An 18930-nucleotide genomic window follows, 5' to 3' on the forward strand; every position below is an offset into this window, starting at 1 on the left:
CCGGGCCGCCGTCGTACTTTAAGCGTTCGTTGTGGGGCCCGCTGTGCGGGGTATTCGCGTGTTTTGGGGCGCAGAGTGGGCCTCGCAACGTGAGGTTCCCCGTTGTGGGGCCTGATGTGCGGGGTATTCGCGTGTTTTGGGGCGCAGAGTGGGCCTCGCAACGCTCAAGCAAAGGCCCGTCCGGAATGTCCCGGGCGGGCTTTTGCTGTACTCCAGATGCAATTGTTTGTTAGTATGTCAGGACAAACTACTCCAGGAGGATCGCAATGCCGCTTGTTCGAATCGATGTAAACCAAGGTCGCTCGCCCGCGGAGCTGGCTGCCCTCAGCCGCGCCATCCACGACGCCATCCTTGCCGAGTATGGAATCCCCGAGCGGGACTACTTCCACATCCTTACGGAACACGCGCAGGGTCAAATCGTCGCCCAAGACGCAGGCCTCGGTTTCGAGCGCACCGACAGTGTGGTCATGATCCAGATCTTCACCCAGGGTGGACGCAGCCAGGAGGTCAAGAGCTCCCTCTTTGAGGCCATCGCGACTGGCCTGGCCGGTGTGGGCGTGGCGGGCGAGGATGTCTTTGTTGGCTACGTGGAGAACTCGCCGGGGGACTGGTCCTTTGGCTTTGGGCGCAGCCAATATGTCAGTGGGGAACTGGCTGTTCCGAGCAAGTAAAAGCTGTCTGTGTCATGTTGTAAATATGTCAGTACAAACCTTTGACAGGACATGAAATCTGGTGCAAAGTAGTCATGTGGCCCCGCTCACTGAGGGGTGGCAAGGCATTGGGGCCCAGCGCTCAAAGGTTCAGAGTTCACAAGAGAAAGGTCAACGATTACCGTGACCCACGAACTACTCACGATCGGGCGCATCAGCGTTGATATCTACCCGAATGACATCGGAGTGGACCTGGAGGACGTGACGTCCTTCGGTAAGTACCTCGGAGGCTCGCCCTCCAACGTGGCTGTTGCGGCAGCCCGCCATGGCCGCCGCACCGGTGTCATCACCCGCACCGGCGATGACGCCTTCGGGAAGTACCTGCACCGCGAACTTCACAAGTTCAATGTTGACGATTCGTTCGTGTCGCCGGTTGCGGAATACCCCACGGCAGTGACGTTCTGTGCGATCAAGCCCGCAACGGACGAGTTCCCGCTGTACTTCTACGGCCGCTTCCCCACGGCGCCTGACCTGCAGATCAAAGCCGAAGAGCTTGATCTTGAAGCCGTCCGCGAAGCAGGAATCTTCTGGTCCACCGTCACCGGCCTGTGTCAGGAGCCCAGCCGCAGCGCACACATCGCCGCGCACCAGGCCCGTCCCCGGACCGGCTTGAAGCCGGGCCAGTTCACCATCTTGGACCTGGATTACCGCCCCATGTTCTGGTCGTCCGAAGAAGAAGCCCGCACCGAGGTCGCCAAGATCCTCCCGCACGTCACTGTCGCGATCGGCAACGATAAGGAATGCGCCGTCGCCGTGGGTGAGGGAACGCCTGATGAGCAGGCAGACCGCTTGCTGGCCGCCGGCGTCGAAATCGCCGTCGTGAAGCTTGGCGCTGAAGGCGTGATGGCCAAGACCCGCACGGAACGCGTGGTCTCGGCGCCTGTCCCGGTGGAAACCGTCAACGGCCTGGGCGCCGGCGACTCCTTCGGCGGCGCTTTCTGTCACGGACTGCTGTCCGGCTGGCCGCTGTCGGAAGTCCTCGACTACGCCAACGCTTCGGGCGCGATTGTCGCCTCCCGGGTGTCGTGCGCAGATGCGATGCCGACGCCGGACGAGGTCACCTCGCTGCTCGCCGAACGTGGCCGGCCCATTCCCGGTGCCTCACTTGCAGCCTCCTCGACCCTCGCAGAAGGAGCAGTGCGTTGAGCCTCAACGATGACCCCCGCCGTTATGAGCACCTGAGCCGGATCAGGCTTGAAGACCCGGAAGCTGTTGCCCGCGCTGCAGCCACGCGCCGCAGGCACCCCGGACTGAAGCACGGCAAGCAGAACTTCATCGTCGCGGCTGACCACCCGGCCCGTGGTGCCCTGGCCGTCGGCTCCGAGCCCATGGCGATGGCCGACCGCCGCGACCTCCTGGACCGCCTCCAGATTGCGTTGGCCAACCCCGCCGTGGACGGCATCCTCGCCTCGCCGGACATCATGGACGACCTCCTGCTCCTGGGCGCGTTGGATGGCAAACTCATTTTTGGTTCCATGAACCGTGGCGGCCTGGCCGGTCTGGTCAACGAGTTCGACGACCGTTTCACCGGACACACGGCAGAGGCCCTTGAATCGCTGGGTGCGGATGGCGGCAAGATGCTGACCCGTATCTGCCTGGGCGACCCGGACACGGTGGCCACCCTCGAAGCCACTGCCAAAGCCATTGATTCCCTGGCAGCACGCAAGCTGATCGCCATGGTGGAGCCGTTCCTGTCCGTGCGTGACGCCCACGGCAAAGTCCGCAACGACCTCCGCGCAGATGCTGTGATCAAGTCCGTGGGAATTGCCGAGGGCCTCGGTTCTACCAGTGCCTACACCTGGATGAAACTGCCGGTGGTGGCCGAAATGGAACGCGTCATGGCCTCGACCACCCTGCCGACCGTACTCTTGGGCGGCGACCCGGACGGTACCCAGGACGAGGTGTTCGCCAGCTGGCAAGCGGCATTGGCACTTCCGGGCGTGCGTGGCCTGACGGTCGGGCGCACCCTGCTGTACCCGCACGACGGCGACGTCGCAGGTGCCGTAGCAACGGCCGCCTCGCTGCTGAACAACACTGCGTCCGTGCCCGCCGTCGCGGCGAAGAATGGCGCTGATGCCCGTATTCCAGTGAAAGTATCGGAGTAGAAGACCCATGGGAACAGCAACCCGTCGGATGACCGTGGCGCAGGCCGTGGTCGAGTTCCTTTCCAAGCAGTACACCGTGGATTCCATTAACGGAGTGGAGTATCGTGAGCGCCTGATTCCGGGCACGTTCGGCATCTTCGGACACGGCAATGTTGCTGGTGTGGGACAGGCCTTGAAGCAGTACCAGGCCGCGGACCCCACCATCATGCCGTACTACCAGGGCCGCAACGAGCAGGCCCAGGCCCATCAGGCGGTAGGTTACGCACGGCACACGCGCCGCCGCCAGACGTTCGCGATCAGCACCTCCATCGGCCCGGGTTCCTCGAACCTGCTGACAGGTGCCGCCTTGGCCACCACCAACCGCCTTCCCGTGCTGCTGCTGCCGAGTGACACCTTCGCAACCCGCGCGGCGGACCCTGTGCTGCAGCAGTTGGAGCTCCCATACGCTTACGACATCACGGTCAACGATGCCTTCCGTCCGTTGTCCAAGTTCTTCGACCGGGTTTCGCGTCCGGAACAGTTGTTCTCCGCGTTCCACCACGGGCTGCGTGTCCTGACGGATCCGGCGGAGACTGGTGCCGTCACCATTTCGCTGCCGCAGGATGTCCAGGCGGAGGCCTTCGACGTCCCGGAAGAGTTCCTGGCTGAACGTGAATGGCGGATCCGCCGCCCCGAGGCCGAGGATGACGACATCCGCCGCGCCGTGGAAGCCATCCGCGCGGCCAAGCGCCCGCTGATCATCGCCGGCGGTGGAGTCCTCTACGCCTACGCCAACGATGAACTCGCCAAGTTCGCTGAACTGACCGGCATTCCGGTAGGCAACACCCAGGCCGGCGTGGGCGTCCTGCCGTGGGACCACAAGTTCTCCCTCGGTGCCATCGGTTCAACCGGCACGACGGCGGCCAACGCCATCGCCGCCGAAGCGGACCTCATCATCGGGATCGGCACGCGCTACGAGGACTTCACCACCGCGTCCCGCACGGCGTTCCAAAACCCGGACGTGAAGTTCGTGAACATCAACGTGGCCCCAATCGACGCTTACAAGCACGGGACAACCCTCCCGATCGTCGCTGACGCCCGCAAGGCATTGGTGAAGCTGAACGAGGCCCTGGGCGGGTACCGCGTCGGTGCTGACCTCGAACAGAAGGTTGCTGCGGAAAAGAAGCGCTGGAACGCGATCGTGGACGAGGCTTTCGAGACCCGTTACACACCGCTGCCGGCCCAGAACGAGATCATCGGTGCCACCAACAAGGCCATGGATGACCAGGACGTTGTCATCTGTGCCGCCGGTTCGCTGCCGGGTGACCTGCACAAGATGTGGCGTGTCCGCGACCCGTTCGGCTACCACGTGGAATACGCGTACTCCTGCATGGGCTACGAGATCCCCGGCGGGCTGGGCGTGAAGCGCGCAGCGCTGGCCGAAGCCGCCGCCGGTGGTCCGGACAGGGATGTGGTGGTGATGGTGGGGGACGGCTCCTACCTGATGATGCATACCGAACTGGTCACCGCCGTCGCCGAACGCATCAAGCTGATCGTGGTCCTGATCCAGAACCACGGCTATGCCTCCATCGGTTCGCTGTCCGAGTCCCTCGGCTCGCAGCGCTTCGGTACGCAGTACCGCGTCCTGGACAAAGAACAGCACAGTTTCGACGCCGGTGAGCACCTGCCCATCGATCTCGCCACCAACGCCGAATCCATGGGCGCGAAGGTCATCCGGATCGAGCCTGGAGAGAACGTCATTGAGTCCCTGGGCGCCGCCATCAAGGAAGCCAAGGCAGCCCCGGAGACCGGCCCGATCGTGATCCACGTCGAATCCGATCCGCTGCTGGATGCGCCGTCCTCCGAATCCTGGTGGGACGTCCCCGTTTCGCAGGTCTCGGACCTGGAGTCCACCCAGCAGGCTTACAAGACGTACACCGACCACAAGAACCGCCAGCGCAAACTGCTCGGCTGATTCCCGCACACGTCACGCTACAGACCAAAGGAAGTCCGCACATGTCGACGACGACCACACTGACCACCATTCACCACTTCATCAACGGCGCTGAAACCACCGGTGAGGGCGACCGCACCCAGCCGGTGTACAACCCGGCCACCGGCCAGGTTACGGCTGAACTGCGCCTGGCCAACGAGGCTGACCTGAACACAGCGGTTGCCGCCGCGAAGAAGGCCGCGGAGTCCTGGGGTGACATTTCCCTGGCCAAGCGCACCGCCGTGCTGTTCAAGTTTCGTGAGCTCGTGGCCGCCCACGTGGACGAACTCGCTGAGCTGATCACCGCCGAGCACGGCAAGGTCCTCTCTGACGCCAAGGGCGAGATCGGCCGTGGCCTGGAGGTCATCGAGTTCGCTTGTGGCATTCCGCAGTTGCTCAAGGGTGACTACTCTGACCAGGTCTCCACGGGCATCGATGTTTTCTCCTTCCGTGAGCCGCTGGGCGTGGTAGCCGGTATCACGCCGTTCAACTTCCCGGTCATGGTTCCGTTGTGGATGGCTCCGATGGCCATCGCCACCGGCAACGCGTTCATCCTCAAGCCCTCCGAGCGCGATCCGTCCGCCTCGATGCTGCTGGCCAAGCTGTGGAAGCAGGCCGGACTGCCGGACGGAGTGTTCCAGGTCCTGCACGGTGGCAAGGAAACCGTTGAGGGCCTGCTGACCCACCCGGACGTGGACGGCATCTCCTTCGTCGGCTCCACCCCGATCGCCCAGTACGTCCACGAGACCGCCACCAAGCACGGCAAGCGCGTCCAGGCCCTGGGCGGGGCGAAGAACCACGCCATCGTAATGCCCGACGCCGACCTCGACAACGCCGCAGACCACCTCGCCGCTGCCGCTTTCGGCTCAGCGGGGGAGCGCTGCATGGCCATCTCCGTCGCTGTGGCCGTCGGTGACGCCGCCGACCTGATCGTGAAGAAGGTCGAAGAACGCGCCCTGGCCGTGAAGGTCAAGAACGGCACCGAACCCGACGCTGAAATGGGCCCGGTCATCACCCCGGCTTCCAAGGAACGCATCGTCAAGATCGTCACCGAAGCCGAAACGGCCGGCGCGGCAATGGTGGTGGATGGCCGTGACCTGGTGGTCCCCGGCCACGAAGACGGCTTCTGGGTGGGCCCCACCGTGATCGACCACGTCAAGACCGAAATGACCGCCTACACCGAGGAAATCTTCGGACCCGTCCTGGTGGTGGTCCGCGTGGCCGACCTCGAAGAAGGCATCGCCCTGATCAACTCCAACCCGTACGGCAACGGCACCGCGATCTTCACCTCCTCCGGCGCGAACGCCCGGAAGTTCCAGCGCTCCGTGACCGTGGGCATGGTCGGCATCAACGTTCCCCTGCCCGTGCCGGTGGCCTACCACTCCTTCGGTGGTTGGAAGAACTCCCTCTTCGGCGACAAGCACATCTACGGCCCCGAAGGCGTCTCCTTCTACACCCGGGGCAAGGTCATCACCTCACGCTGGCCCGAGCCCACCCACGCCTCCGGCGCCTCGTACAACTTCCCCTCCAACTAGCAGCTTCCCGAAGAAAGACAACGCTGTCATGACTGATGTTGAGAACAAGCTGATCATCGGCACCGCCCCTGACTCCTGGGGCGTATGGTTCGCGGATGATCCCCAACAGACCCCGTGGGAACGCTTCCTGGACGAGGTTGCGGAGTCCGGCTACAAGTGGATCGAGCTGGGCCCGTACGGCTACCTGCCGAACGACCCCGCACGCTTGGCCGAAGAGCTCAAGCAGCGTGACCTCAAGGTCACTGCGGGGACCGTCTTCACTGCCTTCCACCGCGGCGCCAAGCAGTACGACGAGGCGTGGGAACCGGCGCGCAAGGTTGCCGAACTGACGGCAGCCATGGGCGGTGAACACGTCGTGGTCATCCCCGCGATGTGGCGGGACGATGTCACAGGCGAGGCCGTGGAAAACGGTAACCTGACGGATGAGCAGTGGGCGGACCTCTTCGCAGGCCACAACCGCATGGGCAAGGTCCTCCTGGAGGACTTCGGGCTGCACCAGCAGTTCCACTCGCACGCCGATTCGCACGTCGGTGCGCAGCAGGACATCGAAACCCTGCTGGCGGCGACGGATCCGCGGTACTTGAACCTTTGCCTGGACACAGGCCACGCAGAATACTGCGGCGCTTCCAGCCTGGAACTCATCAAAAACTATCCGGACCGCATCGGCTACCTGCACCTCAAGCAGATCAACCCCGAGGTCCTTGCCGAGGTCAACGAGAAGAACATGACGTGGGCAGCTGCCAACATTGCCGGCGTGATGACCGAGCCGCCGAACGGACTCCCGGACCTGCGCGCCGTCATCGACGCCGTGGAGGCGCTCAACCGCCCCATTTTCGGCATCGTCGAGCAGGACATGTACCCGGTGGCATTCGATGTGCCGATGCCCATCGCCAAGCGGACCCGCAACTACCTGCTTTCCTGCGGATCCCGTACCCGCGTTGAGTAACGCAGTCCAGTAACGCCTGCCAACAGCACCCCACAAGAACCTCACGAAGGATAAGAACAGTGACCAAGACTCTCCGCGTTGCCGTCATCGGTGCGGGCCGCATGGGTGCGGACCACATCAAGCGCCTCAGCACCCGCATCCACGGCGCTGAAGTTGCCGCCGTCGTCGACGTCGACCTCGCCCGCGCGCAAGCCGCCATTGAAGGCATCGACGGCGCCGTGGCGCTGGCCAGCGCCGACGAGGCCCTCAACAACGGTGACGTGAACGCCGTCCTCATTGCCACCCCGGGATTCCTCCACGAGGAAATCCTCTACAAGGCGCTCGAAAAGGACTTCCCGATTCTTTGCGAGAAGCCGTTGACCCCTGACGCTGAAAGCGCCTGGAAGGTTGTCCAGGCCGAGCAGGCGCTCGGCCACAAGCGGATCCAGGTGGGCTTCATGCGCCGGTTCGACGCCGAGTATGCGGCGCTCGGGTCGGTCATCCGCAACAGCGAATTGGGGGAGCTGTTGATGCTGCACCACCAGCACCGCAACCCGACAACGCCCGAGGGCTTCACCAACGAGATGCTGATCAACGACTCCGTGGTCCACGAATTCGACGCGATCCGCTACTTCACCGGTGAGGAAATCACCTCCGTGCAGGTCCGCCTGGGCAAGGCGACGCGTAACGCCCCGAACGGCCAGCACGATCCCCAGCACGTGTTGCTGGAAACCGAATCAGGTGTGCTGGCCGACGTCGAAATCTACGTCAACGCCAAGTTCGGCTACCAGGTGGCTACGCAGGCTTCCTTCGAGGACGGCATTGTGAGCATCGGCGGGGACTCCGGCCCCTACATCCAGTCCGCGGGCAAGTGGGGCGGCAACGTCACCCCGGGCTTTGAGGAGCGTTTCGGAGCGGCGTACGACGTCGAGGTGCAGGCTTGGGTGGACGCCGCCCTTCGTGGCGAAATCGGCGGGCCCACCGCCTGGGACGGTTACGCCACCGCGGCTTGCTGCGAGGCAGGCGTCGAGGCCCAGAAGTCCGGCGAGAAGGTCAAAGTCCAGCTGAACACCAAGCCGGACCTGTACAAGTAGGGGATTGAGCATGAAGATCGCACTGGATCCCACCCCGTTCCACCACAGTCACAGCCTGCTGGAGTTCCCGCGTGTGGCCGCGGACCTGGGCTACAAGTACCTGCAGATGACCCCGCACGCGGACCTCATCCCGTTCTTCAACCACCCCAAGGCAGACGATGAGCTGGTGGGGAAGCTGAAGGCAGCGTGCAAGGACGCCGGCGTCGAGATCGCCTCGGTCCTGCCGGTCCTTCGCTGGTCCGGTCCGGACGAGGATGCGCGGGAAGCCGCTGTCCGCTACTGGAAGCGAGCCATCCAGATTGCCGTGGACCTTGGGGTGCAGACCATGAACACGGAGTTCAGCGGCCGTCCCGAGAAGGCCGAAGAGTCGGAGCGGGCGTTCTACCGCTCCATGGAAGAGCTCCTGCCCATCATCGAACGCGAAGATCTGGACGTGCTGATTGACCCGCACCCGGACGACTTCGTTGAAGACGGGCTTGCTGCCCTGCGCGTGATCCGCGGCGTCAACTCGCCGAATATCGGCATGGTCTATGTCGCTTCGCACACGTTCCACATGGGGAACCAACCCTTGGAGATCATGCGGGCGGCCGGGGACAAGCTGCGGCTGGTCCACGTCTCGGACACCATGAACCATCACGCGTCCCACGGCCTGCGCTACATCACCAACCCGCCCGGCAACGCCGTACGCGTCCACCAGCACCTGAAGATCGGCGACGGGGACGTCAACTGGGACGAGTTCTTTGGCGGGCTGAAAGAAATCGGCTTCCTGGACAAGGCAAACACTGTGATGGTTTCTTCGGTCTTCGCAGAGGATGAGAACGCGGAAGACGTGTCCCGCTACCAGCTCAAGACGATGAACGACTACATCGCCCAGGCCAAGTAACGCGAGTTTTCGTACAGCTAATGCCCCCAAGACGCGGTCTTGGGGGCATTAGCTGTACAAAAACTCAGCCGGTTAGGCCGTGAACGGGAGCCGGTGATCGATGTCCTGGCCTTCCCAGGTCCGGCGGATCCAGCCGTGGTGGGGGTCGTCGCTGATGAGCCAGTCGCGCACGCGGCCAGGACCGGCCATGACATTGAGGTAGTACAGGTCGTAGCCCGGCGCCGCCATGGCAGGTCCGTGCCAGCCATACGGCACCAGCACTACGTCGCCAGTGCGGACCTCGGCTGAGACATCGATGGGGCGCTCGTCGGAGGCGTACACGCGCGCGTGGCCGAACGCGTCGGCATCTTCAGGCGCGGGCGAACCGGCAGCTACCCGGGTCTCGAAGTAGTAGATCTCTTCAAGGCTGGTCTCGCCGTCCTTCTCCTCATCGTGCTTGTGGGGAGGGTAGGACGACCAGTTGCCGGCCGGGGTGATGACTTCGCAGACGATGAAACGGTCCGCTTCCAGTGCGGCGGGCGTACCGAAGTTGTGGACCTGCCGCGAGCAGTTACCGGCACCGCGAAGTTCCACGGGGGTCTCGGCTGCGGTGATCAGCCGGGTCGGGTACGCGGCCTTGGCCGGGGCGGTCGCAATGGCGACCCTGCCGCCGTCGTTCGAACTGATGGTGACTGCCTTGTCGATACCCGTGTACAGGACGTCGCTGGGCCCGTGGAAAACGGACTGCCGCCCGGCGAGGACGTACTCGCCGTCGTCGACCGTTACGGTGAACGAGCCGCTCAACGGCACCACTATGCGTTCTTCCGCGGCTGCGGGAAGTTCGACGGCGGCCCCGGCGGCGAGCGTCGCCACCTTCAGTCCCGTGTGGGCCCAAGTGTCGACGGCGAGGTTGGAATCTGACGTGCCCAGGGAGATGTCCCACTTGCCGTCATTGGCTGTTCCCAGCGGGTAGACCCAGTTGGCCATATGTAATCTGTCCTTGCTTTAGCGCTGCACGAGTGTCATTTCAAAGCTGTAGGAGTCGGCACGGTAGACGTGGTGACCGGTTTCCACCATGCGGCCGGTGTCGTCCACGGCAGTGCGTTCCATGGTGACCAGTGCTGAACCCACCTCTGCTTCGAGCAGGGGAGCCTGGTAGTCGTTGGCAATCATGGCGCCGATGCGCTGCGAAGCGAGCCTGAAGTTGACGCCACCACGGCGGAGGATGGCGTAAAGGCCCTCCTTGGAAAGCTGGGCTTCATCCATGCTGGTGATGTCATCGCGGACCCAGTTCTCCATGAGCGCCAGCGGCTTGCCGCCCACTTTGCGCAAGCGCGTGAAGTGGTAGACCTTGGAGCCGGCGGGCAATTGGAGGGCTGTGAGCGTGAGCGCGTCGGCTTCGACGTGGGAGAAGCTCAGGACTTCGGTGGTGGGCTTCTTGCCGTTGTTGCTGAGGTCGTCGTAGAGGCTGGAGAGTTCCAGCGGCCGGCGGACCTGGCTGGCTACCACCTGTGTTCCCACCCCGCGTTTGCGAACCAGGAGACCGGCGCGGACGAGCTCATCCATTGCCTTGCGCATGGTGGGCCGGGACAGGTTGAGTTGTGCCGCGAGGTCGATCTCGTTGTCCAAGCGGCTCCCGGGTTCCAGGATGCCGCTGTGGATCGCGGCCTCGATGCCCTGGACCACTTGGTGGTAGAGGGGCACTGGAGACGAACGATCGATGCTGAGACTGAGTTGGTTCGCCACTGGATTCTCCTAGACGCCTGCTGAAGACCGGCCAGGGAAGCAGGATGTGGCTCCTCTGCCGGATGGAAGCGTATGTCCGGTCATGTTCTCTTGATAGGACATACTGCCTTTTTTGATGATAGCAGCCGGGTAATGGCCGTCAAGGTCATCGCCCCACGCGGGACGTTCTTTGTCGTCTACACGAGGAGGTCAAGTAAAAACATCCTAATGTCAGGACAAACTATTGACAAAGTGTGAGGCGAGTCACCATGATCGGTGTAGTGGGGAGATCCGGATACGAGTCTTCGGACCCCTCAACCTGAAATCAAAGGAGATAACGGTGGCAAAATTCTCATGGCGCAAAGCGGCGGTCGTCGCTGCAGTGGTTCCCTTGGTGGCACTGAGCGCTTGTTCGAGCCAGGGTGGCAAGCCGGCAGATTCCGGTGGGGGAGCAGCCGCCGGCCAGGTGGCCGGCACTGATCGCATCAAAGTTGCCCTGATTACGCACGCCGCTGCCGGTGACACCTTCTGGGACATCGTCCGCAAGGGTGCGGAGGAAGCATCGGCGAAGGACAATGTTGAGTTGCTGTACACCAGCGACCCCGAAGCCGGCCGCCAGGCGCAGCTGGTCCAGCAGGCTATTGACCAGAAGGTGGACGGCATCGCCGTAACGCTGGCGACCCCGGACGCCCTGAAGGATGTACTGAAGAAGGCCACCGATGCGGGTATCCCGGTGGTCAGCCTCAATGCCGGCGAATCCGTCTCGGCCCAGCTCGGCGCCTTCACCCACTTCGGTTCCAACGAGCAACTGGCCGGCGAGGCCGTCGGTACCAGGCTCGCGGCCGAAGGTTACAAGCACCCTGTCTGCGTCATCCAGCAGCAGGGCCACGTAGGTTTGGAAGCCCGTTGTGCCGGCGTCAAGGCCAAGGTTCCCGCAACGGAGATCCTCTATGTTGACGGCAAGGACATGACAGCCGTCCAGTCCACGGCCACTGCCAAACTCCAGGCGGCCAAGGACGCGGATGTGATCATCGGGCTCGGTGCCCCGATCACGCTGACCCTGCTCAAGTCTGTTACCGACGCTGGAAGCTCGTCCAAGGTGGCCAGCTTCGACCTCAACGCCGACCTCGCCCAGAAGATCGTTGACGGAGCAGTCATTTTCACTGTTGACCAGCAGCCGTGGCTTCAGGGCTACATGTCCGTAGATTCCCTGTGGCAGGCAAAGCGCGGCGGCTTCAAGATCGGTGGCGGCCAGCCGGTCCTGACCGGACCAACCATCGTGGACAAGTCCAACGCTTCCGACGTCCTCAAATTCGCCCAGCAGGGCGTCCGCTAGATCCCGGCATCAGGCTGCGCGGCGGGCAACCGCCGCGCAGCCTGGACAACAAGGAGTCACTCCCATGGCAAACACAGCAACCCTGCCGCCGGCGACATCGCCTGGTGATGAACGGGTCGGCCGCCGCAACCCCTTCCAGAAATTCCTCGCCAGGCCCGAGGTTGGTGCCCTCGTTGGTGCCGTGGTCCTCTTTATCTTCTTCGCCTCGGTGTCGCAGACGTTCACCCAACCGAACGCCCTCGCCACCGTCCTTTACGGTTCTTCGACCATCGGCATCATGGCCGTGGGCGTGTCGCTGCTGATGATCGGTGGCGAGTTCGACCTTTCCACCGGCGTGGCCGTGATCTCGTCAGCGCTGACCGCCTCGCTGTTCAGCTGGAACTTCTCGTTGAACGCCTGGGTTGGTGTGGGCTTGGCCCTGGTGGTCTCGCTGGGCATCGGATTCATCAACGGCTGGATACTGGTCAAGACCAAGCTGCCAAGCTTCATCGTCACCCTGGCCACGTTCCTGATGCTCACCGGCCTCAACCTGGCGCTGACCCGCCTGATCGGCGGCAGTGTTTCCTCCCCGTCCATCTCCAAGCTTGACGGCTTCGAATCAGCACGTGCGGTTTTCGCGTCCTCCGTCAGCATTGGCGGAGTGGAAGTGAAGATCACCGTCTTCTTCTGGATCGTCCTTGTCCTGATCGCATCCTGGGTGCTCCTGCGCACGAAGGTCGGCAACTGGATCTTCGCAGTGGGCGGCGACGCCAATGCTGCCCGGGCCGTAGGTGTCCCTGTGACCAAGACCAAGATCGGCCTGTTCATGGCTGTGGGTTTCTGCGGCTGGATCCTGGGCATGCACAACCTTTTCGCCTTCGACGCCGTGCAGTCCGGTGAAGGTGTCGGCAACGAGTTCCTCTACATCATCGCCGCAGTCATTGGTGGCTGCCTCCTCACCGGCGGCTACGGCTCAGCAGTGGGCGGCGCCATCGGTGCCTTCATCTTTGGCATGGCCAATAAGGGCATCGTGTACGCACAATGGAATCCGGACTGGTTCAAGTTCTTCCTTGGCTTGATGCTCCTGCTGGCAACCATCGTCAACCTCATCGTCAAACGCCGGGCAGAGCTGAAGTAAGGGGCCGGAACCATGAACGCACAACAGATTGACCAGCAAACCCTGCTGAAAGACGAGAAGGACCCTTTGACGCACACACCGGTGCACCTGCTCTCACTCGATGGCATAGGCAAGCACTACGGCAACATCATCGCCCTGCGCGATGTCACCATGGCCGTGGACAACGGCCGCGTCACCTGCGTCCTGGGCGACAACGGCGCCGGCAAGTCCACGCTGATCAAGATCATCGCTGGTTTGCACCAGCACGACGAGGGCACACTTCAGGTGATGGGTGACGAGCGGAAGTTCAACTCACCCCGTGACGCCCTCGACGCCGGCATCGCCACCGTCTACCAGGACCTCGCCGTGGTCCCGCTGATGCCCATCTGGCGTAACTTCTTCCTCGGCTCCGAACTCACCAGCGGTTTCGGTCCGTTCAAGAGCATGGATGTCCAGAAGATGAAGGACATCACCAGGAAGGAGCTCGCCGACATGGGCATCGACCTGCGCGATGTCGAGCAGCCCATCGGCCAGCTTTCCGGTGGTGAGCGCCAGTGTGTGGCAATTGCCCGTGCTGTGTACTTCGGCGCCAAAGTCCTGATCCTGGACGAACCGACAGCAGCGCTGGGAGTCAAGCAATCCGGCGTCGTACTTCGCTACATCCTGCAGGCGCGCGACCGGGGCCTGGGCGTCATCTTCATCACCCACAACCCGCACCACGCCTTCCCCGTCGGTGACCGGTTCCTGCTGCTCAAGCGCGGCAAGTCGATCGGCTACTACGACAAGAAGGACATCACCCTGGATGAACTGACAGCCCAGATGGCCGGTGGCGCCGAGTTGGCTGAGCTGGCCCATGAGCTGGAGCAGCTTGGCGGACACTCCGCGGCGCTCGAGGAAGTCAAAGCCGAGGTAGCGGATGTCGCCGAGGCCACGACGGAGGCCGCCCCCAAGCGCCACTAGGCAGCCCTTCATGGAATTCTGCCCGGAGCCTGCAACGGTTCCGGGCAGAGTTATTTCAGCAGCAGGGCCTCAGCGCGTGGACGTTGTGCCGCGCAGTACCAGGGCGGGTTCAATAAGCTTCCGCTCGGGGAGGAGCGCGGGGTCCTCGATCCGTGCGAGCAGTCTGCGGGCGGTGTCCACTCCGACCAGATCGCTCCGGTTGTCGATGGAGGTCAGGTCCAGGTAGCGCGACTTCGCCAAGGGGGAGTTGTCGTAGCCAATCACCGAAACATCATCCGGCACGGACAAGCCACGGGCCTTGAGGGCGGCGAAGGCGCCCAAGGCCATGGTGTCGTTGGCTGCGAAGACTGCGGTGGTGTCCGGGTGGTGCTCCAGGAGCCACACGGTCGCAGCGTAGCCGTCTTCCTCCGACGTGCCGACGGACTCACTGACAACAGGCCCGACGCCGGCAGTCTCCACAGCGCGCAGGAAGCCGGCCCGCCGGTGTGCGGAGGCGCCGTCGGAACCTGAGAGGTGACCGATGCGGACGTGACCCAGTTCCAGCAGATGGTTGGCGGCCAGGCGGCCGCCGGTGTCGTCGTCGTTGGTGATCAGGTCCGCGCCTTCCGGGATGCCTTTGCGCCAGCCTGCCACCACGGTGGGAACCCAGGTTCCGGACAACATGGCTTCGCTGGGCTCGGCCGCGAGTGCCAGGGCGTCAACATGCATGGCAAGCAGGCCGTCGGTGGCTTCCTTGATGCGGTTCTCGCCTGGCCTGGAGTCCGCGAGCATCACTTGGTAGCCCAGATCGGAAAGGACGGACTCCATGCCGCGGAGAAGATCCACGAACCAAAGGTTCCGGTAGTCGTCGATGACCAGGCCGATGCTCTTGGTCTTGCTGCTCGCCAGGGTGGTGGCGGCCCGGCTGGGCCGGTAGCCGAGCTCCGAGATGGCCTTCTGCACAGCGCCCCGGCGCTTTTCGCTGATGCGTGCGGGATCCTTGAGGAACAAGGAAACCAACGACGGCGAGACTCCCGCCTGGGTGGCGACGTCGTAGAGCGTTGGCCGACGGGCCAGGGGACTGTTCTGTGTTCCGGGGCTTGTCACGGGATTCCTGGATGCCTTTCGTTCTGTCTTCGAGGATAGTCGGTTAATGATTGACAGGACATATAGACATAGTTACGATCAGATCCAGCGTAGAAATTGTAGCGCTACAAAATGCCGTAAAGCGCCTCGGGCGCAGGCGAAATTTCGAAGGAGAAATCATGGCTGAAAGCCTCGGCGTCGCCGTCATCGGTGCGGGCATGGCCGGCAAGGCCCACGCTGCCGCTTACCGGACCGCGTCCGCCCTCTACAGCCCGGTGCTGCCACCGGTCCGCCTCGTCTCGATCGGCGACGTCAATGCTGAATTCGGCTCACTGGCAGCACGCCGTTTCGGGTACGAGCGCAACGACACCTCCTGGCAGGCCATCGCCGAAGCTGACGACATCGATGTGGTCAGCGTGGTCATCGCCAACTCCCTGCACCGCGAAGTGGTCGAAGGGTTGTTGGCAGCCGGCAAGCATGTCCTCTGCGAAAAGCCGCTCAGCGATACCTTGGACGACGCACGGGCCATGGCTTCCGCCGCCCGGGCAGCGGAAGCCCGCGGAACCCTTGCCCGCATCGGTTTCACATTCCGCCGCACCCCTGGCATTGCCTACATTCGCGACCTGATCCGCAATGGAACGCTTGGCAATGTGCTCCACTTCAGTGGCCGATACTGGACGGATTACGGCTTCAGCCCCGCCGCGCCCATGAGCTGGCGCTACAAGGGCGGGCCCGGATCGGGTGCGCTGGCCGACGTCGGAAGCCACCTGACATACGTCTCCGAATTCCTCTGTGGCGACATCAAATCCATCAGCGGCGGGCGACTGACGACGGCGATCGACAAGCGTCCCCTGCCGCTCAGCGCCGTGATGGGCCATGACCATGTTGCTGTCAGTGACGTATTTGAAGCCGTGGAGAATGACGACTACGCCGCTTTCAACGCTGAGTTCACCAACGGTGCCGGCAGCTTCGAAGTCTCACGTGTGGCGGCAGGCCACGCCAACAGCCTGCAATTTGAAGTCTTTTGCGAGAACGGCGCAGCCAAGTTCGACCAGCGCAGGCCTTCAGAGATCCAGTTGTTCCTGAACGATGGATCCGGGAATGAGAACGGCTACCGCCAAGTCATCCTTGGCCCGGGCCACCCCTACATCGCCGGAGGCCTTGCCATGGATGCGCCCGAGGTTGGTTTCGGCCAGAACGACGCGTTCGGCTACCAGGCGCGGGCCTTCCTGGAAGAGGTTGCCGGCCTCAGCGCGGAGTCCTCCCTGCCCCGCTGTGCAACGTTCGATGAAGGTGTCCGCAATATGGAGCTCCTTGGCGCCGTCACCGACTCCGCTCTCAACAACGGAAAGAAGATCACGCTATGAAGCTCGGCGTCTACAACGCGATCCTGCACGACCGCCCCCTGCCCGAAGCGTTGAAAGTCATTGCCGACCTTGGGCTCACGGGGATCGAGATCAACACGGGCGGCTTCCTGCCCGCTGTGCACGTGCCTACCTTTGACCAGATTCTGGAAAGCGACGCAGCCCGTGATGACTACCTCGCGGTCTTCGAGGGCACTGGCGTGTCCCTTGCGGGCTTGAACTGCAACGGCAACCCCCTGCACCCCAAACGCGAGATCGGTGAAAAGCACGCAGAGGACATTCGGCGCTCGATCCGTTTGGCGAGCCGCCTGGGCCAGAACCGGGTGGTCACCATGTCCGGCCTTCCCGGTGGTGAGCCTGGCGCGAGTACCGTCAATTGGGTGGTTAACGCCTGGAACTCGGCGGCACTGGATGTGCTGGATTACCAATGGGGCGTGGCTGCGGATTTCTGGAAGGAAACCGATCGCCTCGCTGCCGATCACGGTGTCAAGGTGGCTTTGGAGCTGCATCCGCAGAACATCGTGTTCAACACCGCCGACGTCTACAAGCTGATCGAGCTCACCGGCGCCACCCATGTGGGCGTGGAGCTCGACGCTTCCCACCTGTTCTGGCAGCAGATGGATCCGGTGGCCGTGGTCCGGGAGCTTGGCCCGTTGGTGTTCCAGGCGGCAGCTAAGGACGTGCGCGTCAACCAGGAAAATGCCGCGCTCTACGGTGTGCTGGACAACAGCTTCCGCAGACTCTCAGCCGACGAGAATCGCACCAACCTTGGCGGCGATGAGTGGGCCAATGAGTGGCCCAAGAACTCGGCGTGGGACTTCGTTGCCCTGGGTCGTGGGCACGACACCGCCTTTTGGACCGAATTCCTCCGGGCGCTGCATGACGTGGACCCGGACATGCTGGTGAACATCGAGCATGAAGACGTGTCCCTGGGGCGCATCGAAGGGCTGGAGGTCGCGGCGAAGGTCCTGCTGGATGCGGATGCTGCACTGGAGGAGTCATTGAAGCAAAAAGTTTGACAGGACAAACTAACAAGGTCTAGTCTCGCTTCAGGATTCTCGCCCCGAGACCGCTTTCTGCTGCAGTGACGGAGACAGAACATGACGAACGAAGTGACCCTCGGACTGGTAGGCGTTGGCCGGATCGGTGTGATGCATGCGAATAACATCAGCGCGCTGAACGGCACCATGGCGCAGGACGGTGTGAAGGTACGACTGAAGCTGACAGACGTCGCGGAGGAGCATGCACGCGCGGTGGCCGGCTCTGTCGGCGCCGACTTCCTGGGCTCTGTGGAGGAATTGATTGCCTCCGGGGTGGACGGTCTGGTCATAGCCACAGGCACGGCAACCCACCCGGAGCTCATCCGTGCCGGTGTCGATGCCGGGATCCCTGTGTTCTGCGAAAAGCCGGTGGGCGTGAACGTGCCGGAATCCCTCCTGGTCCTGGACTACATCCAGGAGAAGAACGGCGTCGTGCAGATCGGGCACCAGCGTCGTTTCGATGCGGGTTACCTCGAGGCAAAACGGGCCTACGAAGCCGGAGAGCTTGGCTGGATCCATTCGCTTCGGGCAGTCACCTGCGACATGACCCCGCCGCCGGTCCAGTTCCTCGCCACCTCGGGTGGCTTGTTCCGGGACTGCTCCGTCCACGACTTCGACATCCTCCGCTGGCTCACCGGCAAGGAAATCGTGGAGGTCTATGCCAAGGGCTCCAACAACGGCGATCCGGCAATTGGTGAGGTTGGCGACGTCGACACTGCCTTGGCGGTGGTGACGTTCGACGACGGCACGGTAGGCACGGTCTCGGCCAGCCGTTACAACGGGGCCGGCCATGATGTCCGGCTGGAACTCCAAGGCTCCAATGGCTCCGTCCTGGTTGGGATGGACGAGCACATGGCCATGCGGTCCGCCGAACCCGGCGTCGCGTTTCCCACGGGCGCCCCTCATCTGACTTTTGCGGAGCGGTTTGATCAGGCTTATCGCTCGGAGATGGCTGCGTTTGTTGAACTGGTGCGCGGGCAGCGGAAGAATCCCTGCACGCCGGAGGACGCTGTGGCTGCTTCCAAGGTGGCGGATGCAGCACAGGAGTCCCTGGAGACGGGTGCGCCGGTCAGGGTTTCTGCCTAACTGAGACGTGTCTGCTTCGCCCGGTGTCACGTTTTGGGTGGTGTGTGGTGGTGGT

The 18930-nt window shown here is 63.2% G+C and carries 17 protein-coding genes; 14 read left to right on the top strand and 3 right to left on the bottom strand.

Features of this window, described 5'->3' with window-relative positions:
* Positions 1–266 precede the first annotated feature (266 nt).
* From AB4Y81_RS21020 to AB4Y81_RS21055, 8 genes are all read left to right on the top strand, one after another.
* Complete coding sequence (locus AB4Y81_RS21020; protein WP_018779614.1) at positions 267–671, top strand: tautomerase family protein; 405 nt, start codon at positions 267–269, stop codon at positions 669–671.
* Positions 672–833: 162 nt separating this feature from the next.
* Positions 834–1856 carry a 5-dehydro-2-deoxygluconokinase gene (gene iolC / locus AB4Y81_RS21025; protein WP_039240053.1) on the top strand — a complete coding sequence of 341 codons (1023 nt, stop codon included), beginning with the start codon at positions 834–836 and terminating at the stop codon, positions 1854–1856.
* A complete protein-coding gene (locus tag AB4Y81_RS21030; protein WP_055973484.1) occupies positions 1853–2815 on the top strand; it encodes a Cgl0159 family (beta/alpha)8-fold protein in 963 nt (320 codons plus the stop codon). The genes iolC and AB4Y81_RS21030 overlap by 4 nt, the downstream gene beginning before the upstream one ends.
* Positions 2816–2822: 7 nt before the next feature.
* Complete coding sequence (gene iolD, locus AB4Y81_RS21035) at positions 2823–4769, top strand: 3D-(3,5/4)-trihydroxycyclohexane-1,2-dione acylhydrolase (decyclizing) (protein ID WP_441996877.1); 1947 nt, start codon at positions 2823–2825, stop codon at positions 4767–4769.
* 41 nt (positions 4770–4810) lie between these two features.
* Complete coding sequence (locus AB4Y81_RS21040) at positions 4811–6322, top strand: CoA-acylating methylmalonate-semialdehyde dehydrogenase (RefSeq protein WP_039240057.1); 1512 nt, start codon at positions 4811–4813, stop codon at positions 6320–6322.
* A gap of 28 nt (positions 6323–6350) precedes the next feature.
* Positions 6351–7268: a sugar phosphate isomerase/epimerase family protein gene (locus AB4Y81_RS21045; protein WP_039240059.1), complete on the top strand. Its 918-nt coding sequence runs from the start codon at positions 6351–6353 to the stop codon at positions 7266–7268.
* Between the two features lie 59 nt (positions 7269–7327).
* Complete coding sequence (locus AB4Y81_RS21050; protein ID WP_110505761.1) at positions 7328–8341, top strand: Gfo/Idh/MocA family protein; 1014 nt, start codon at positions 7328–7330, stop codon at positions 8339–8341.
* A 10-nt stretch (positions 8342–8351) separates the two neighbouring features.
* Positions 8352–9224, top strand: coding sequence for a sugar phosphate isomerase/epimerase family protein (locus AB4Y81_RS21055; protein WP_039240063.1), 873 nt, complete (start codon positions 8352–8354; stop codon positions 9222–9224).
* A gap of 72 nt (positions 9225–9296) precedes the next feature.
* Here the strand turns inward: AB4Y81_RS21055 and iolB are convergent, their stop codons facing one another.
* Positions 9297–10190 (bottom strand): 5-deoxy-glucuronate isomerase, encoded by an 894-nt coding sequence (gene iolB / locus AB4Y81_RS21060; RefSeq protein WP_441996880.1) that lies wholly within the window; start codon positions 10188–10190, stop codon positions 9297–9299.
* 18 nt (positions 10191–10208) lie between these two features.
* Positions 10209–10949 (bottom strand): GntR family transcriptional regulator, encoded by a 741-nt coding sequence (locus AB4Y81_RS21065; protein ID WP_018779623.1) that lies wholly within the window; start codon positions 10947–10949, stop codon positions 10209–10211.
* 319 nt (positions 10950–11268) lie between these two features.
* Between AB4Y81_RS21065 and AB4Y81_RS21070 the strand changes: the two genes are divergently transcribed.
* From AB4Y81_RS21070 to AB4Y81_RS21080, 3 genes are all read left to right on the top strand, one after another.
* On the top strand, positions 11269–12264 hold the full coding sequence (locus AB4Y81_RS21070) for a substrate-binding domain-containing protein (RefSeq protein WP_018779625.1): 996 nt from the start codon (positions 11269–11271) through the stop codon (positions 12262–12264).
* Between the two features lie 64 nt (positions 12265–12328).
* Entirely contained in the window at positions 12329–13381 is a 1053-nt protein-coding gene (locus AB4Y81_RS21075; RefSeq protein ID WP_018779626.1) for an ABC transporter permease, read from the top strand.
* A 12-nt stretch (positions 13382–13393) separates the two neighbouring features.
* A complete protein-coding gene (locus tag AB4Y81_RS21080; protein WP_018779627.1) occupies positions 13394–14320 on the top strand; it encodes an ATP-binding cassette domain-containing protein in 927 nt (308 codons plus the stop codon).
* A 69-nt stretch (positions 14321–14389) separates the two neighbouring features.
* Here AB4Y81_RS21080 and AB4Y81_RS21085 read toward each other — a convergent pair whose 3' ends face one another.
* A complete protein-coding gene (locus AB4Y81_RS21085) occupies positions 14390–15406 on the bottom strand; it encodes a LacI family DNA-binding transcriptional regulator (RefSeq protein ID WP_354628343.1) in 1017 nt (338 codons plus the stop codon).
* A 158-nt stretch (positions 15407–15564) separates the two neighbouring features.
* Between AB4Y81_RS21085 and AB4Y81_RS21090 the strand changes: the two genes are divergently transcribed.
* The 3 genes from AB4Y81_RS21090 (at position 15565) to AB4Y81_RS21100 (ending at position 18875) form a co-directional block, all read left to right on the top strand.
* Positions 15565–16752, top strand: coding sequence for a Gfo/Idh/MocA family protein (locus AB4Y81_RS21090; RefSeq protein ID WP_018779629.1), 1188 nt, complete (start codon positions 15565–15567; stop codon positions 16750–16752).
* On the top strand, positions 16749–17768 hold the full coding sequence (locus tag AB4Y81_RS21095) for a sugar phosphate isomerase/epimerase family protein (RefSeq protein WP_441996884.1): 1020 nt from the start codon (positions 16749–16751) through the stop codon (positions 17766–17768). The genes AB4Y81_RS21090 and AB4Y81_RS21095 overlap by 4 nt, the downstream gene beginning before the upstream one ends.
* 81 nt (positions 17769–17849) lie before the next feature.
* The gene (locus AB4Y81_RS21100; protein ID WP_441996886.1) at positions 17850–18875 is read left to right on the top strand and encodes a Gfo/Idh/MocA family oxidoreductase; all 1026 of its coding nucleotides are present in this window, start codon (positions 17850–17852) and stop codon (positions 18873–18875) included.
* Positions 18876–18930 lie beyond the last annotated feature (55 nt).

Origin of the sequence: Paenarthrobacter sp. TAF1, assembly GCF_052113825.1 — a bacterium.
Classification (GTDB): Bacteria; Actinomycetota; Actinomycetes; order Actinomycetales; family Micrococcaceae; genus Arthrobacter; species Arthrobacter nicotinovorans.

Coding starts and splice junctions, on each gene's coding strand:
- AB4Y81_RS21020 (WP_018779614.1), top strand. CDS start 267: ATGCCGCTTGTTCGAATCGATGTAAACCAAGGTCGCTCGCCCGCGGAG.
- iolD (WP_441996877.1), top strand. CDS start 2,823: ATGGGAACAGCAACCCGTCGGATGACCGTGGCGCAGGCCGTGGTCGAG.
- AB4Y81_RS21040 (WP_039240057.1), top strand. CDS start 4,811: ATGTCGACGACGACCACACTGACCACCATTCACCACTTCATCAACGGC.
- AB4Y81_RS21045 (WP_039240059.1), top strand. CDS start 6,351: ATGACTGATGTTGAGAACAAGCTGATCATCGGCACCGCCCCTGACTCC.
- AB4Y81_RS21055 (WP_039240063.1), top strand. CDS start 8,352: ATGAAGATCGCACTGGATCCCACCCCGTTCCACCACAGTCACAGCCTG.
- iolB (WP_441996880.1), bottom strand. CDS start 10,190: ATGGCCAACTGGGTCTACCCGCTGGGAACAGCCAATGACGGCAAGTGG.
- AB4Y81_RS21075 (WP_018779626.1), top strand. CDS start 12,329: ATGGCAAACACAGCAACCCTGCCGCCGGCGACATCGCCTGGTGATGAA.
- AB4Y81_RS21080 (WP_018779627.1), top strand. CDS start 13,394: ATGAACGCACAACAGATTGACCAGCAAACCCTGCTGAAAGACGAGAAG.
- AB4Y81_RS21090 (WP_018779629.1), top strand. CDS start 15,565: ATGGCTGAAAGCCTCGGCGTCGCCGTCATCGGTGCGGGCATGGCCGGC.
- AB4Y81_RS21095 (WP_441996884.1), top strand. CDS start 16,749: ATGAAGCTCGGCGTCTACAACGCGATCCTGCACGACCGCCCCCTGCCC.
- AB4Y81_RS21100 (WP_441996886.1), top strand. CDS start 17,850: ATGACGAACGAAGTGACCCTCGGACTGGTAGGCGTTGGCCGGATCGGT.